The 12017-nt window shown below is 71.9% G+C and carries 13 protein-coding genes and 1 pseudogene; 6 read left to right on the top strand and 8 right to left on the bottom strand.

Features of this window, described 5'->3' with window-relative positions; translation table 11 throughout:
- Positions 1 to 187: hypothetical protein (locus ACFV1W_RS33595; RefSeq protein ID WP_380421043.1), on the top strand; the 187-nt coding region annotated here is incomplete at its 5' end.
- A gap of 383 nt (positions 188 to 570) precedes the next feature.
- Here ACFV1W_RS33595 and ACFV1W_RS33590 read toward each other — a convergent pair.
- On the bottom strand, positions 571 to 1791 hold the full coding sequence (locus ACFV1W_RS33590; RefSeq protein WP_380421042.1) for a ParB/RepB/Spo0J family partition protein: 1221 nt from the start codon (positions 1789 to 1791) through the stop codon (positions 571 to 573).
- Complete coding sequence (locus tag ACFV1W_RS33585; RefSeq protein WP_380421041.1) at positions 1788 to 2987, bottom strand: ParA family protein; 1200 nt, start codon at positions 2985 to 2987, stop codon at positions 1788 to 1790. The genes ACFV1W_RS33590 and ACFV1W_RS33585 overlap by 4 nt, the downstream gene beginning before the upstream one ends.
- A gap of 194 nt (positions 2988 to 3181) precedes the next feature.
- On the opposite strand from ACFV1W_RS33585, the pseudogene ACFV1W_RS33580 reads away from it, so the two are divergent.
- The 3 genes and pseudogenes from ACFV1W_RS33580 to ACFV1W_RS33570 form a co-directional block, all read left to right on the top strand.
- A pseudogene (locus tag ACFV1W_RS33580) lies at positions 3182 to 4001 on the top strand (SWIM zinc finger family protein); the annotation flags it as partial.
- The gene (locus tag ACFV1W_RS33575) at positions 3998 to 4924 is read left to right on the top strand and encodes a DUF6493 family protein (RefSeq protein ID WP_380421040.1); all 927 of its coding nucleotides are present in this window, start codon (positions 3998 to 4000) and stop codon (positions 4922 to 4924) included. The pseudogene ACFV1W_RS33580 and the gene ACFV1W_RS33575, both read left to right, overlap by 4 nt.
- Before the next feature lie 120 nt (positions 4925 to 5044).
- Positions 5045 to 5428 (top strand): hypothetical protein, encoded by a 384-nt coding sequence (locus ACFV1W_RS33570; RefSeq protein ID WP_380421039.1) that lies wholly within the window; start codon positions 5045 to 5047, stop codon positions 5426 to 5428.
- A 209-nt stretch (positions 5429 to 5637) separates the two neighbouring features.
- Here the strand turns inward: ACFV1W_RS33570 and ACFV1W_RS33565 are convergent, their stop codons facing one another.
- From ACFV1W_RS33565 to ACFV1W_RS33555, 3 genes are all read right to left on the bottom strand, one after another.
- Complete coding sequence (locus tag ACFV1W_RS33565; protein WP_380421038.1) at positions 5638 to 6072, bottom strand: hypothetical protein; 435 nt, start codon at positions 6070 to 6072, stop codon at positions 5638 to 5640.
- A gap of 826 nt (positions 6073 to 6898) precedes the next feature.
- Positions 6899 to 7741, bottom strand: coding sequence for a hypothetical protein (locus ACFV1W_RS33560; RefSeq protein WP_380421037.1), 843 nt, complete (start codon positions 7739 to 7741; stop codon positions 6899 to 6901).
- Between the two features lie 205 nt (positions 7742 to 7946).
- Positions 7947 to 8393: a hypothetical protein gene (locus ACFV1W_RS33555; protein ID WP_380421036.1), complete on the bottom strand. Its 447-nt coding sequence runs from the start codon at positions 8391 to 8393 to the stop codon at positions 7947 to 7949.
- Between the two features lie 164 nt (positions 8394 to 8557).
- Here ACFV1W_RS33555 and ACFV1W_RS33550 point away from each other — a divergent pair, with 164 nt between their 5' ends.
- On the top strand, positions 8558 to 8761 hold the full coding sequence (locus ACFV1W_RS33550) for a hypothetical protein (RefSeq protein ID WP_380421035.1): 204 nt from the start codon (positions 8558 to 8560) through the stop codon (positions 8759 to 8761).
- Positions 8762 to 9076: 315 nt separating this feature from the next.
- On the opposite strand, the gene ACFV1W_RS33545 is transcribed toward ACFV1W_RS33550, so the two are convergent.
- The 3 genes from ACFV1W_RS33545 to ACFV1W_RS33535 form a co-directional block, all read right to left on the bottom strand.
- The gene (locus ACFV1W_RS33545) at positions 9077 to 9673 is read right to left on the bottom strand and encodes a restriction endonuclease (protein ID WP_380421034.1); all 597 of its coding nucleotides are present in this window, start codon (positions 9671 to 9673) and stop codon (positions 9077 to 9079) included.
- 406 nt (positions 9674 to 10079) lie between these two features.
- Positions 10080 to 10439 carry a DoxX family protein gene (locus ACFV1W_RS33540; RefSeq protein WP_380421033.1) on the bottom strand — a complete coding sequence of 120 codons (360 nt, stop codon included), beginning with the start codon at positions 10437 to 10439 and terminating at the stop codon, positions 10080 to 10082.
- A gap of 82 nt (positions 10440 to 10521) precedes the next feature.
- A complete protein-coding gene (locus ACFV1W_RS33535; RefSeq protein ID WP_380421032.1) occupies positions 10522 to 11064 on the bottom strand; it encodes a cupin domain-containing protein in 543 nt (180 codons plus the stop codon).
- A gap of 81 nt (positions 11065 to 11145) precedes the next feature.
- Here ACFV1W_RS33535 and ACFV1W_RS33530 point away from each other — a divergent pair, with 81 nt between their 5' ends.
- Complete coding sequence (locus ACFV1W_RS33530; RefSeq protein ID WP_380421031.1) at positions 11146 to 11997, top strand: LysR family transcriptional regulator; 852 nt, start codon at positions 11146 to 11148, stop codon at positions 11995 to 11997.
- Positions 11998 to 12017: the final 20 nt, after the last annotated feature.

Here is a 12017-nt window from a genome sequence, read left to right as displayed (position 1 = left end):
TCGGACCCTGCCGCACGTGGAGCGTGCTCTCACCTTCACCCGGGACGAACGCACCGCTGCGGACGCCCAGGACTGGCTGGACTACTCGCCCACGGGCGAGTGCGTCCTTGACGGCCCGTTGCGGATGTGGCGCACCGCCGCCACCGACGGGCTCGGCCTGTGCGGGCTGGCCGTGCACGTATCCTGACCCGCCTCCGCACCGACCCGTCCTCCTCGAGTCCGTCAACACCGCCGTCCAGGCTCCGCCGGCCGGTCGCGCACCGGCCGGGCCAAGCCGGCCTCTGCCTCAACTTGAAGCTGTGGTGCGGCATCGCGGGTCGCTCTGGTCGTAGCGGAGCACGGTAGAGAGCGGACGCGGGTAGATGGCTGGGGTGCGACCGAAGTCCACGCCAGTGCTGCTGGATAGCTCTGTGAGCGCGCGCCTCAGCGTGGGGCATAGGCTGCTGGCTGGCTGGAGGCCGTTGTAGGGCGCGAGGGCTGCCGCGCGCACGTCGGGGCTTCCGGAGGCGCAGACCAGGACGGGCTGGGCACCTCGCGGTGCCCAGCCCGTCAGTCAAGATCCCCTTGCGATCAACCACCGGCTGCGCTCTCCGGCGCGTACTCCTCCAGCCGGCCCAGCACCTTAGTGGCAACGACCCTCAGCTCATCGGGCTGCAGAAAGCGACAAAGCCAGGTCGCCACCCCATCAAGGTCGCGCCAGTCGGGCACTCCGACCCCGCCGGACGGCACACCCGTCCTGTCCCCCTCCTGCAGCTGCCGCCGGACCATGTCCACCGAAGGCTCCGCCGTCGAGAACGTGACTCGGTCACGCTCATCGGTGCGGACGTCGCGCTGGTCCGGAAGGCCCGACGAGTAAACGCCGTTTACACCCGTAGCCTGGTGAGGCGAGGCGCCGTCCGGGCGCTGGACGGCGGCCGGTGTGTAAACGCCGTTTACTTCGTCACCAGCACTGGGGCTCCCGGCAGTAGGTGCCGAGCCATGCTCAATCGCCTTCTCCCCCGCCGGACGGTCTGCGCGCTTGGCCGTTCGAGCCGCCTTCGCAGCCTGCTTCTCGGCGGCCGCCTGCTTCGCGGCCTCGGCCCGCTCATGCTGCTCAGCCCGCGTGATCTTCCCCGCGCGGGCCTCGGCACCGATCCGGCGGGCGTCCTCGATGGCCAGCTCTCCGGCTCCCGCCTGCTCCTGAAGCTCGGGGGAGAGATGGAGCAAGGCCAACCGCTGTCCCACCCACGCGCGGGACTTGCCCAACGCCCGCGCAACCGCGGCCTGGTTGCCCTCGTACACCGTGTTCAGCAGCTGCTCGATTGCCTGGGCCTCTTCGAACGGCGACACGTCCTCGCGGTGGGCATTGGCGATCAGAGCCGCCTCGACCATGTCCGAGGCACGCGAGACCAGCTCGTCATTGAGGTCCACCCGCAGCGTTTTGAGCCCGGCCTGCTGTGCAGCCCGCAGACGGCGGTTGCCGTCGAGCGCGATGAAGTCCGCCTCGCCGACCGCCTCGGCTTGATCCGGGTGCGCGTCGAGGAACGCGCCGCGGCTCACCACGGTGACGGGCACGATCTGCCGACGGGTCAAGCTCTCGGCGAGCTCGTCGATCGACTCGCTGTCGATGGTCTTCCGCGGGTTAAGCGGATTGAAGACGATCGAGGACACCGGCGCCGACGACGCACGCCGCACCCGGCCGGTAGCGTCCAGCGCCTCACTGCGCGCCCGCACCTCGTCACCACGCGACGTGCCCTGGGCCAGCGCCCCGAACGAGCCTCCGCCACCCTGCAGCTTCTTGGCGATGCTCACGACAGCCTCCGACGGATCGCACGCATTCGCTGCGCCTGGATCGATGTCGGGGCGTACATGAGCAGCGGCTGCTTCACGTGAACGGCCTCCCGCTGCTCCTTGAGGTCAGGGACGACGGAGACGACCGGCGGTGTGCCGAGGGACTGCCAGTTGTCGAGGGAGTGGGTGGCGACGTAGCCCTTGCGCTTGTCGAACTTGTTGACGACGAGTCCGAGCCGGTCGATGTCGACCTCGTAGTCGAGGCTGACGGTGCGGATCTGGCTGTCGAGCATCGCGTAGGCGTCTGCGGAGGAGTCTTCCGCTTCTACGGGGATGAGGACTCCGGAGGTACCGGGCGCTTCGTTCTTGCGGCGGTGACCGTAGTAGAGGCCGGCGTCCATCGCCAGGCCGAGGTTGGGAGGAGCGTCGATCACGATGACGTCGAAGTGCTCCTCGAGCGGTGCGAGAGCGCGCTGAAGGCTGGTTTCGCGGGGTCCCCGGACGGATCCGAGGCGGGAGTCGAGCAGGAACGCGTCGAAGCTCGAGGGCAGCAGGCTGAGGCGGCCTTCGAAGTGGTCCGGCTCGATCGCCACGACCTGGTCGAGAAGCGAGCCCGCGACGCGGTCACGGTCGACCATGTGCGTCACCAGGCTCTCCTCGCCCGGTGGGATCTGCTTGACGCCGAGCTGAGAGGTCAGGTGGCCCTGCGGGTCGTAGTCGACGAGCAGGGTGCGCAGTCCCGGCAGCGCGGGCAGTTTCGACGCGCCCGTGCTGGCGGGCAGGCCCAGCGCTATGGCCTGGCCCGTGCCGGCGGCGATGGTGGTCTTGCCGACTCCGCCCTTCTGGTTGCAGACGACGATCCGCCGCGTGTACTTGGGGATCGCGAGCTCGGTCAGTGAGACGTTGTGGGAGTCGATCCACACGCGGATCGCTTGGGCGAGGCCCTGGACGAAGGAGATGCCGCGGGCGGCGCAGTCGTTCTTGAACGTGTCGTACAGGCCGGCGGGGAGCCAGGTGTTCCAGCTCTCCGCCCCGGACGTGTCGATGGTTGGGTTGCTGTCCGCGGGCCGGGGCCGCCATTGCTCGACGGCTTGGGCGACGGCATCCTGCATGTCGATGCCGAGCTGCGCGGCTCGGGTCTTTAGTTCCTGGCGGAGGGCTGCAGGAAGCTTCGACGCCACCTTTTCCCGCTCGCCTCCGGAGTTTTGAGACGTCATGACGTCACCATAGTGGCGTCACGTGGTTTTAGGCACATCTGCCGCTACGTGTCGCCATGAACCTGTCTCCTCTCGGGTGTAAACGGCGTTTACGCCCCAACCCCAAGCGGGCCCCACCTCACCTGATCCGGCGCCCTATCGCCCTTGCCCGTCTCCATAACCAGGAAAGGGCAAACACCCCCGCAGTTGCCCCGGCACGGGACGGCCAGTGGGTGGTCGCTGCGGGCCGGACGCTGCGCCCGACCAGCAGGCCCGTACCCGGCGCGGTCTGCCTGTCCGGCCCGGAGCGGCTGGCCAGCCCGCAGCGCGCACTCCGGTACGCGCTGGCGCTGCGCGTGTACGGGCCGCCTGCCGGGACCTCGCCCACGGCAGCCGTGTGGGAGGTGGTGCTGCCGGGCATGCGGCTGAGCCTCATGCTGTCCCCGGACGCCGCACGCGGCTTCTCCGGCAAGGGCGGCGTGCTCCCCTCGCTCGCCACCGAGCACGCCGGTGCCGACGCCGAACTGGTCTCGGCGCTGCTGGCCTGGGAGCCCCGGATCGACCCGGCGGAACTCGCCTAACAGACGGGGCTGACCACCGAGCGCGTCCGCGCCGCCATGACCAGGCTCGGGGCGGCCGGCCAGATCGGGTACGACATGGCCGAGGCCGTGTACTTCCACCGTCAACTCCCCTACGACTCCGGCCCGCCGAGGCGCAGAATCCGCACCTGCGGGCGGCCCGCGCACTGGTGGCGGCAGGCGCGGTGCGGCTGGAGGGCGGCGGTGCGGCTGGAGGGCGGCGGCGCGGCTGGAGGGCGGCGGCGCGGTGGTGACGGTGGACGACCATGCGCAGCGGGTCCGAGTGGGGCCGGACGGGCGGCTGAGCTGCGCCTGCCTGTGGTGGGCCAAGTACCGGGGCGGGCGCGGGCCATGCAAGCATGCGCTCGCGGTGAGCCTGCGCTCGGACCAGGGCGCGGCAACCGACAGCAAGGTGGAAGACGGGACCAGGAGCACGGCAGTGGAGGGGACGCGATGACGCTGATCCAGCGGGTGCGGGCAGGGGACGCCGACGGTGTGGCCCGAGAACTGGCCGGGTTGACGCCGGCCCAGCTGCGTGACTGCGTCGCGGAGCTGGAGGAAGTCCGCCGGGAGATCGACGAGGAGTGGTGGCTCAAACGCGACGTCCTCCAGGCGCTGATGGTCGCGGGGGCCGGCTGCCACACCGCCAGCTCGGCGGCCGCCTGGCTGAGCGCGGGCGGCCCGTGGTCCAGGCAGGATGACAGCTGGGACCAGCCCGCCCTGCTGACGGTGATCGAGAGCCGGCCGCCGGAATGGCGGAGCGCGCTGGTCGCCAAACTGGCCCAGCGGCGGGCCACCTCCTGGGGGACCAGGGAGTACCACCTGCTGGAGCACCTGGTGCTGACAACCGGCTGCGACGTGCCGACGACGGACGGATTCGTCACGCAGTGGTTCCGTGGCCGGACGTGGACGTACGCGTCCCATCGGAACCCGATCGTCGTCGTGACCGGTGAGACCCTGTGGGAACGGTTGTCGAAGGACCCGTTCGTGCCGCTCCTGACGCCACGGCTGTTCGACCTCGACCAGATCGGCTCCATGCTGGACGGCCCGCGGGACGAGCAGCGCCCCGAGGACTGGTGGCCGACCTGCCTGATCCGGCTGGCCGAGCAGGGCACGCTGGACCGGGACAAGCTGATCGACCGCTGCCTGGCCCGGCTGGCCCGCGACGGGCGGACGAGCGATCAGCGCGGCTTCCTCAAGCTGCTGCAGACCTTCGCCCCGACCACCGAGGAGCGAACGGCCCGGGCCAGGAACTACCTCGCGCTGCTCGACGCGCTCCCCTTCGTCGCCGCGCACGCCCAGCAGGTGCTGGCCGACCTCGACGACCTCCCTGCTGCACCTTCGGCGCCCGGTGATTGGCGGTCTACTCACGCCAGGTAGCAGCAGGCTCCGCTGCCCGACTACCGCACGTGGTACGGGGGCCCGGGGTTCACGGCGGCGGACGGTGCCGCGCTGGAATCGTTCTGGGAACTCACCGCGCCGGGGCTGAACGTTGACGTCTTGTGCTCCGGTCTGGTCGATCCGGACTTCTCCGTCATCGACGACGTGTGGACGGACGTGCCGGAGGAGCGCATCTTCGTCTCCGTCAATTCCAAGGACTATGCGGTCAGGTCGTTGTTCCATGCCATCGGTCCGGCTCGTGCGGCTCTCCTGCCCGGCTGGTGCGGAAACTTCCTCCTCACCTCCGCTCAGGTCCGTCGGACCCTGCCGCACGTGGAGCGTGCTCTCACCTTCACCCGGGACGAACGCACCGCTGCGGACGCCCAGGACTGGCTGGACTACTCGCCCACGGACGAGTGCGTCCTTGACGGCCCGTTGCGGATGTGGCGCACCGCCGCCACCGACGGGCTCGGCCTGTGCGGGCTGGCCGTGCACGTATCCTGACCCGCCTCCGCACCGACCCGTCCTCTTCGAGTCCGTCAACACCGCCGTCCAGGCTCCGCCGGCCGGGCCAAGCCGGCCGTCCGTCGGCCCCCGGCATTAGAGGAACCCGTTCCTGCGGCAGTGCTCGTCCGTCTGTCCGACGATCCGGTCCTGGTGGTGCGGTCAGCTCCCTGGTCGATCAACTCATAGGCGTCACGGGGAGGGACGGGTCATGACGAAACCACGTCGCACAGCCCTTCGGCGAAGACCGGGTACGCGTACCGGTCGGTGCCGGAGCCCGGCATCTCCAGCTTCTTGAGCTGCCCGCCGACGATGTGCGAGACGAGCGGTACGGGTAGGGCGTCCGGCCAGAGGCCGGTCCGCTTGCCCTCGGAGAGCACGCGCCGGAAGGCGCCGGTGGATCCCCGCAGGTTCCGGCCGTTCGCCTTCAACTCCTCCGCGGAACACTCGCCTCGACCCTGGACGACCTGGAGCAGGATCTGCTGGGCGCGGGGCGGGAGCCGGTCGTAGTACGAGCGAGCCCGCTCCGGTGTCCAGCGGTCGTCGGGCACCGTGGTCACGACGGCGGTCGGCAGGGTGGCGAGGGCGAGCAGCTTCTCAAGGGCCTCGGGGCTCGGGTCCTCAACCGTGATCGTGATCTTCATGACTGACAGCGTCGCAGCCCATGGCCCCGAAGACAAATAACCACACTAAACGTGTTTCAGAGCAGCCCTGTCATCGATCGATGTCGCGTCCTCCAACCGGGTGGAGGGACGCGACACAGGGCCTGGCACGGATACGCTGCCCGGACGGGTCATCAGCCCGCCGCGCCGGAGTGAAGCGCCTGTGGACACGGACCGGGCCCCTGCCCGAGATCGCGGAACGACCACTGGTCCACCGGCCGCGAGTACGTCGTCCGGGACCCGGTGGCGATCAGCGTCGTCCGCACTATCTCCCTCGCCTCACCGAACTCGGCCAGCAGAGCCGCAGTTGCCCCTGCTGCGCGGCACCCGCTGGAGCCGCCCTAGTTCGCGGTAGTTGCCGTGGCCGTGCGCCAGGCGGTGACGAGGTCGGCGGCCTTGACCTCGAAGTCGGGGTCCCGCCAGGCGCCCGGGAGGCCTATCAGCCCCGGCAGTTGCCCGCCAACGGGGTCTGTGTGCCGGGGTACCCGCAACAGGCACTGGCCACGGCCCGGTCGTCCGGCCTCCACGCCGTCAACGACGCCTCACCTCCGCCGCGGCGCGAGGAGGCCCGTGGGACTGGTCCCGGCGGCCCGCCGGCGGAGCGCTTCCCCGGGTCCATGGACGACCGATGTCGAGGGGCCCCGGTAAAGCGGCCAGGGCGGGCGTGTTGCCGTCGTAGTCGTGGATGTCGAGCATCCGCCCTGGGCGCGCTCCGTCGGCCAGGCGGTGCGGCTCGTCGAGGAGGACGGGACCGTTCTGCTCGACAAGGCCGATGTCGGCACCGGCGGCCGCCCCGGGGCGGCCCGGCCTACTCGCCGTCCCAGGGGACGGCCACCAGCACTCCCCCGCCGGCCCGGCGGGCGTAGCGGCAGGTCGCGCCGATCGCCCAGAAGTCGACGGCGGCGCGGCCGGTGACGGACCGCAGGTCGGCCAGCCTGGCGTCGTCGGGCAGGCCCTCTGCGGCCGCGCGCAGCACGTCGTCCCCGCTCGTGCGGAGCCGGGCCGCGGTGACGTCCTCGACGCTCGTCGTGTGCCGCTCGCCGTCGGGCCACAGCTCCCCGAACCGCCGGCCGAAGGCCCCGACATCGGCCGCGGTGCCAGGGGCCCCGGTGCCGGCGACGGCGAGGGCCTGCTCCAGGCAGTCGGCCAGGTGGTCGAGCCACACGGTCAGGGAGGGCGCCACCCGGTCGGTGTCGGTGGCGTCCCAGAACTGGAACACCGGCCCCCATGCCCCGGTTCGCGGGTCGACGTCCACGTAGGTGTGGCCATCCCCGTGGTCGGTGTGGACGAACCAGTGGGTGCCCACCCCACCGGCGTGTTCCTGGTACCAGCTGACGTCGGCGCTGCCGTACCGGCCGCGGTTGTAGCAGTGGTCGAGGTCGACGTGTTCGTGGGACTCGTGGCCGTTGACGGCGGAGCGGCTGACGGTGACGCGCACCCCGCCGACCGAGCGCAGCAGGGCCCGGACCTCCTCGGGCACGGGGACGGGCCAGGTGTCCATCCGGGCGTCGTCGATGCCCGGGTCCACGACCACCAGTCCGCCGGAGGCCTCGGCCAGCCGGTGCAGTCGGGCCGCGGTGGCAGTCGCGGAAGCGGTCCCGGCGGTCGTGATGACGGGCGTGGTGATCTGGTCGGTCATGCGGTCGGTCATGCGGTCGGTCCCCCGGTTCGTTCGGTGTCGGCATCGAAGCTACCCCGGACGTACGACACCGCGGCGTCCCGGCCGCAGCACCAGGAACTGCCGCCTCGAACCGGACGGCGAGCTCGTCATGCCGGGTGGCCACCGCCCGGTGCTGCCCGGGTCCACCGATCCCGCGGACGGAACTATCGTCTCGGCCTGGCGCCCACCCCGCTGATCATTTAGCGACTCCCGGCTGCCGTTGCTCGGCCTGCTCGACTGCCCGGCAAACGGCAGCACGGAGCTTCTCGTCGGGCTCGTTCCGCCTGAGTACAGATTTGAGAGACACATGCGCTGCCGCCCGCACCTCGGGATCCGGGTCGGAGAGCGCGGCGGTGATGATCGGCGCGTGCGCCACAGCGTCGGGGCCGAAGATGCCGAGGCCCTCGATCCCTGCGCGCCGCAACATCGCATCCTGTGCCGCGGTAGCCGCGACGAATAGTTCTAGGGCCTCAACAGGCACCGCCGCGGACAGACGAGCCAGGGCAAACAGTGCCTGCTCGAATTCCGCGGTGTCGTGGCGAGCCGCCGCGGCGAGCCGTACGAGCGCCTCGCTCACCGCCGGCGGACAGGCCGCGCGGAGGTTGATCTCGTCACCCCGGGTGGGGGCGGTGTCGTCGTCCATCCGGCCATCCTGCCAGCAACCGACACCCGATTCCCAAGACCTGGGGAGGCAGCCGGCCCTGCCTCCGCGAGCAACCTGCCGGGCCTTCAGGCTGCGGACAGCGTGGCTCCGCGCGCCAGCCACGTGATCATTTGTCAGAGACGTCCTAGCGCCGGGTCGCCTACATGCCCCAGGACGTCGTCCTCGGCAACCGGTCGATCGAGGACAACATCGCCTTCGGTGTGACCGACGCGGACTGCGTGCTGGTCCACGAGGCCGCCCGGCAAGCCCAGATCCACCAGGGCATCGAGGCCCTGCCCGGGTCCTACCGGGAGCTGGTGCGCTGCCGGATGAGCGTCCAGCCGGGGTGTGAGGCCGCCGGCGGGTGAACCTGTTCACCGTGGCGTTCCCTCACTCGATCGGGGCCATTCTCCCCAGGCCCGACGCGGCTGACCAAGACCGCCCGCGGCGCCGCTCCGGCGCGGGCCGCGCCGCTGCGGGTGAACGGCTCGCCTCCGCCGACAGCGAGGGTGCGCGTGCCGAGGCCCGCGTAGGAGCCGCGGACCCCGGGACGGGGAACGGGATCGTGACAGCCGGCGCACTCGGCGAACCGTGGGGCGGCCGGGGGTGGCGGCGTGGGCGGGGCGCCGCCGGGGCAACTTGTTACTGCAGGTCACCGGTGTCCGGACCTGTTCGGCCCGGGTTCAGACCCAGGGCGGCCCGCCCGTTCCCTCCGCCCACAGGGCGAGCGCCCGCCGGTCGACGGCCCTGATGCCGACCTGCGCGCAGAACGCGGCCGCGGCCTTCGTGAACGAGCTGGTGGTCACCACGGCGGCCAGGTCGCAGCGGTGCACGTCGCGGTAGGTGCCGTTGACCCTCTGGACGTCCTGCGAACCGACGAAGGTCCGCGGCCCGTACCGCTTGGCCTGGATCAGGATCCGCTGCCCGGTGGGTGTGGTGGCCAGCACGTCCGCCGCCAGATCCCCCGCTCCGCCGACGACCGACACCTTCGTACAGCCGTCGCGCCGGCACAGGTCCGCCAACGCGTGCTCGAAGGCCTTCGGGCTCATCGTCAGGAACGGCCCGATGTGCCGCAACTGCGCCGCCCGTACGTCCAGTTCCCGCCGCCGCGTCCGCACCCGCGAACGCAGCACGGCCACGCCCGCTCCCGCGCCCACCACCAGCAACCCGGCCACCAGCACGAGGTGATGAACCAGCCAGTGCACCACCACCGACACCACCGCGAACCCGACCACCGCGGCGATCCCCACCAGCAGCATGTTGTCCCTGGTCTGCCGCACCCAACGGGCGGCACTGCGCGACCGACGCCGCCGAACAGGCCTGCGAGCCACGGCATTCCCCCTCACGACCCGGTGTCCGTGCGAGCGTAGAAGCCCCCGGCGCCCCGCCGCCGGGCCGCGGCACCGGGTTGTCCGGAACCCGGCGCCCCGACGGCCGGTACCGGGCTCCCGGCCACCACCCGGAGCCCACGGAGGCGGGTCCGGCGAGGAGCCGAGCGCTGATGAGCGGCCGCCGGCCGACCGACGGACCGGGCCGGCCAGGGCCGGCCGTCCGACCACGGTCCGATCCGGAAGTGCGGTCCGTACTCCGACGACGCGGGCGGCCGGTTGACCGCGGGACGTGAGCGGCCCACCGGTTCGGTGATCGCGCGTCAGGGCGGCAAGTGGGCGTGGAAGGCGCGTGAGGTCACAGCCCGGTCGCCAGCCAGACGGTCACGGCCGCGGTGACGACGAGCCCGGCGTTGAGGGCGATCCGTCGGTCTTCGCCGGTCAGGTGGACGGCGATCGCGCCGGCCTGCAGGAGTACGAGGCCGATGGCCGCAGCCGGCGCCAGCGGGACGGCGATGCCGGTCAGCGACGGCAGGACCAGGCCGGTCGCGCCGAGTACCTCGACCGTGCCCAGCGCCCTGACGGCGGGCAGGGGTACGCGGTCGACCCAGGCCATCATCGGCCGGAGCCGGTCGCGGCTGCGGATCAGCTTCAGCGTGCCCGCGTAGAGGTAGAAGAGCGCGAGCAGTCCCGCGACGATCCAGTAGAAGACGTTCATGGTTCCCGTTCATGGGTTCTGGTGAAGACCCGGCCCACGACGGCGGCTCCGCCCGGGCCGGGCCGCCGCTGCGCCGTCGGCTTCAGGCGAGGTCGGTCGCGGGCTCGGTGGCGGGCTCGGTGGCGGGCCCGGTGGCGGGCCCGGTGGCGGGCCCGGTCGCGTAGCGGCTCATTGCGTCGAGGTTGGCCCCGGGCGTCAGCGGCCGGCCGCCGGCGAGCGCCTCCTGGAGGTCCCGGAAGTACTGCACGTACAGGTCGGGGGTGAAGGTGCTGAGCATCACGGCGGGTTCGTCGGTCGGGTTGGCGAAGGTGTGCGGGGTGCCGGGCGGAACCACCACCAGCGTGCCCTCAGGGGCGTCGTGGTCCTGCTCCCCGACGGTGAAGCGCACCGTGCCGGAGAGGATGTAGAAGCCCTCGTCGTGCCGGGCGTGGCGGTGCTGCGGCGGTCCCTGGGTGTGCGGGGCGAGGACGGACTCGGCGATCGCGAGACGGTGCCCGGTGTGGCTGCCGTCCTCCAGGACCCGCATGCGCGTGGTGCCCAGGACGATCGTCTCGCCCTCGCCGGGGCCCACCACCGAGACGGCGGGGTCGGTCCGGGGCTCGCTGCTCTTCGTGTCTTCGGTCATGCTCACGAGTCCACGGCCGCGGGCTTGCCGGTGTCCAAGACCCGTCCCGCGGACCCGATACCTCCTCGGTATCGTTGCAGCGTGGAGCTACGCACCTTGCGCTACTTCGTGGCCGTCGCCGAGGAACTCCACTTCGGCCGGGCCGCCACCCGGCTGCACATCAGCCAGCCGCCGCTGAGCCGGGCGATCAAGCGGCTGGAGGCCGAGGTCGGGGCCCTGCTGTTCACCCGCTCGCCCACCGGGGTCACGCTCACCGCGGTGGGCTCGGTGCTGCTCGACGAGGCACGGGCCCTCCTCGACCACGCCGACCGCGTCCGGGTGCGCGTGAGCGCGGCGGCCGGCGTCGCGACCATCACCGTCGGCATCCTGGGCGACGGCACCGACCCGGGCGTGGCCAGGCTGGCCGCCGCCTTCCGCCGGAGCCACCCCGGCATCGACATCCGCGTCCGCGACACCGACCTGACCGACCCGACCTGCGGGCTGCGCGCCGGACTGGTCGACGTCGCGCTGACCCGGGCGCCCTTCGACGGGACCGCCCTGACGGTGCGTGCGCTGCGGGCCGACCCGGTCGGCGTCGTCCTGCGCGCCGACGACCCGCTGGCCCGCCGCGACGGGCTGCGTCTGGCCGAGCTGGCGGACCGGCGCTGGTTCCAGTTCCCGCGGGGCACCGACCCGGTCTGGCAGTCGTACTGGAACGGCGGCAGGCCGCGCGAGGGCCCGGTGGTGCGCGCCGTCCAGGAATGCCTGCAGACCGTGCTGTGGAACGGCACGGTCGGCCTGGCCCCGCTCGGGCACGACCTGCCCGCCGAGCTCGCCGTGGTGCCGCTGGTCGACATGCCGCCGAGCCGGGTGGTGGCGGTGTGGAGGGAGGGCGACACCAACCCGTTGGTCCGGTCCTTCGTCAGGACCGCGACCGCCGCCTACCGCCGCTGACCAGGTCGGCGCACGGCCGC

It is taken from the genome of Kitasatospora sp. NPDC059648 (assembly GCF_042734825.1).
In the GTDB taxonomy this organism is placed as follows: Bacteria; Actinomycetota; Actinomycetes; order Streptomycetales; family Streptomycetaceae; genus Kitasatospora.
Note: the sequence above shows the minus strand (reverse complement) of the source record. Positions and strands in the feature narration are given on the sequence as shown.

Excerpts from the sequence above, each read along its gene's own strand:
- ACFV1W_RS33585 (WP_380421041.1), bottom strand. The coding sequence starts at position 2,987 with ATGACGTCTCAAAACTCCGGAGGCGAGCGGGAAAAGGTGGCGTCGAAG.
- ACFV1W_RS33575 (WP_380421040.1), top strand. The coding sequence starts at position 3,998 with ATGACGCTGATCCAGCGGGTGCGGGCAGGGGACGCCGACGGTGTGGCC.
- ACFV1W_RS33565 (WP_380421038.1), bottom strand. The coding sequence starts at position 6,072 with ATGAAGATCACGATCACGGTTGAGGACCCGAGCCCCGAGGCCCTTGAG.
- ACFV1W_RS33560 (WP_380421037.1), bottom strand. The coding sequence starts at position 7,741 with ATGACCGACCGCATGACCGACCAGATCACCACGCCCGTCATCACGACC.
- ACFV1W_RS33555 (WP_380421036.1), bottom strand. The coding sequence starts at position 8,393 with ATGGACGACGACACCGCCCCCACCCGGGGTGACGAGATCAACCTCCGC.
- ACFV1W_RS33550 (WP_380421035.1), top strand. The coding sequence starts at position 8,558 with ATGCCCCAGGACGTCGTCCTCGGCAACCGGTCGATCGAGGACAACATC.
- ACFV1W_RS33540 (WP_380421033.1), bottom strand. The coding sequence starts at position 10,439 with ATGAACGTCTTCTACTGGATCGTCGCGGGACTGCTCGCGCTCTTCTAC.
- ACFV1W_RS33535 (WP_380421032.1), bottom strand. The coding sequence starts at position 11,064 with ATGACCGAAGACACGAAGAGCAGCGAGCCCCGGACCGACCCCGCCGTC.